This is a genomic window from Sulfitobacter sp. 1A15299 (genome assembly GCF_043556915.1).
Taxonomy (GTDB): Bacteria; Pseudomonadota; Alphaproteobacteria; order Rhodobacterales; family Rhodobacteraceae; genus Sulfitobacter.
The window spans coordinates 1-1269 of record NZ_JBIFFJ010000080.1 but is presented as its reverse complement, the minus strand read 5'-3'; the positions used below and the strand labels follow the sequence as shown (position 1 = coordinate 1269).

Sequence of the window (1269 nt, the reverse complement as noted above, 5' to 3'; positions counted from 1 at the left end):
GCTCGACCATTGTCCTCGGACCAATGGTGGACATGGTCTCGCCGCTGAGGGTTTGCCGCGACTCTGTTGCACAAAGCGGGTGAGGGATTCATGTCGTGAATCCAGTGTGGTAGCCTCCCTGCATGAGCAAACCGACATCACCTACCTACAAGACCACGAACTGGGCTGCCTACAATGAGGCTTTGAAGCGCCGCGGGTCACTGACGATCTGGTTCGACCCCGAGATGGACTGGGATGCCAAACCCTCCGGCAAGAGGGGCAGATCGCAGACGTTCAGCGACGCCGCGATCCAGACGTGCCTCACGATGAAAGTCCTGTTCGGGATGGCGCTTCGCCAGACGACTGGGTTTGTGGGAAGCCTCCTGCGGTTGACGGGACTCGATTGGGATGTGCCTAACTTCAGCACCATCTGCCGACGCCAAAAGACACTTGCGGTCAACATTCCATATCGAGGCGCGAAGGGCCCGCTGCACCTGCTGATCCCCTCTCATGGTTTGAAGACAAACCACTGCCGGGCAGTGGACAGCACAGGGATCAAGGTCGAGGGTGAAGGCGAATGGAACGCGCGCAAGCACGGCGGCCCCAAACGGCGCGTCTGGCGCAAGATCCACATCGGCATTGATGAACAAACGCTGGAAATCAGAGCAGTCGAGATCACGGGCAGCAACACCGGGGATGCACCGATGCTACCTAATCTCCTCAACCAGATCCCGCACGATCAGGAGATTGGCAGTGTGACCGCGGACGGTGCATACGACACGCGCCGATGTCATAACGCCATCGCCGAGCGCGGTGCGGCTGCGGTGATACCGCCACGTCCGAGGCGCCCAGCTATGGAAGCCAACCACCGCCGGTGCCATCGCCAGGAACGACGCACTGCGCGCATCAAGATATCTGGGCCGGGCACTCTGGCGAAACTGGAGCGGATACCACCGCCGGAGCCGCGTCGAGACGAAGATGCATTGCATGAAACTGCTGGGCCAGCGGCTGATGGCGCGCGACTTTGACCGCCAAGTCGCTGAGGTTCAGGTGCGCGTTGCGATCCTGAACGGTTACACCGCCCTTGGCATCCCCGTCACGAAAGCCGTGGGATAAATCCGTCTGGGGAAAGGGGAGAACCGTCCGTCAGCTGATTTGCGCAACAGAGTCCGTTCAGATACCGTTGTTACCTGTCGGAGGGGATGATTGCGCCGCATGACGGGGCCTGTTTTCTAGATGAATACGACGATTTGGCGACCAGCCAGGTGTTCCGGGTGCGGTCGCAGGATT

2 pseudogenes are annotated in these 1269 nt (G+C 60.2%); both read left to right on the top strand.

Going from position 1 to position 1269, the window contains the following annotated elements:
- Positions 1-122: 122 nt before the first annotated feature.
- A pseudogene (locus ACGYK7_RS19155) lies at positions 123-1095 on the top strand (IS5 family transposase).
- A 68-nt stretch (positions 1096-1163) separates the two neighbouring features.
- Positions 1164-1269 (top strand): annotated as a pseudogene (locus tag ACGYK7_RS19150) (hypothetical protein); the annotation flags it as partial.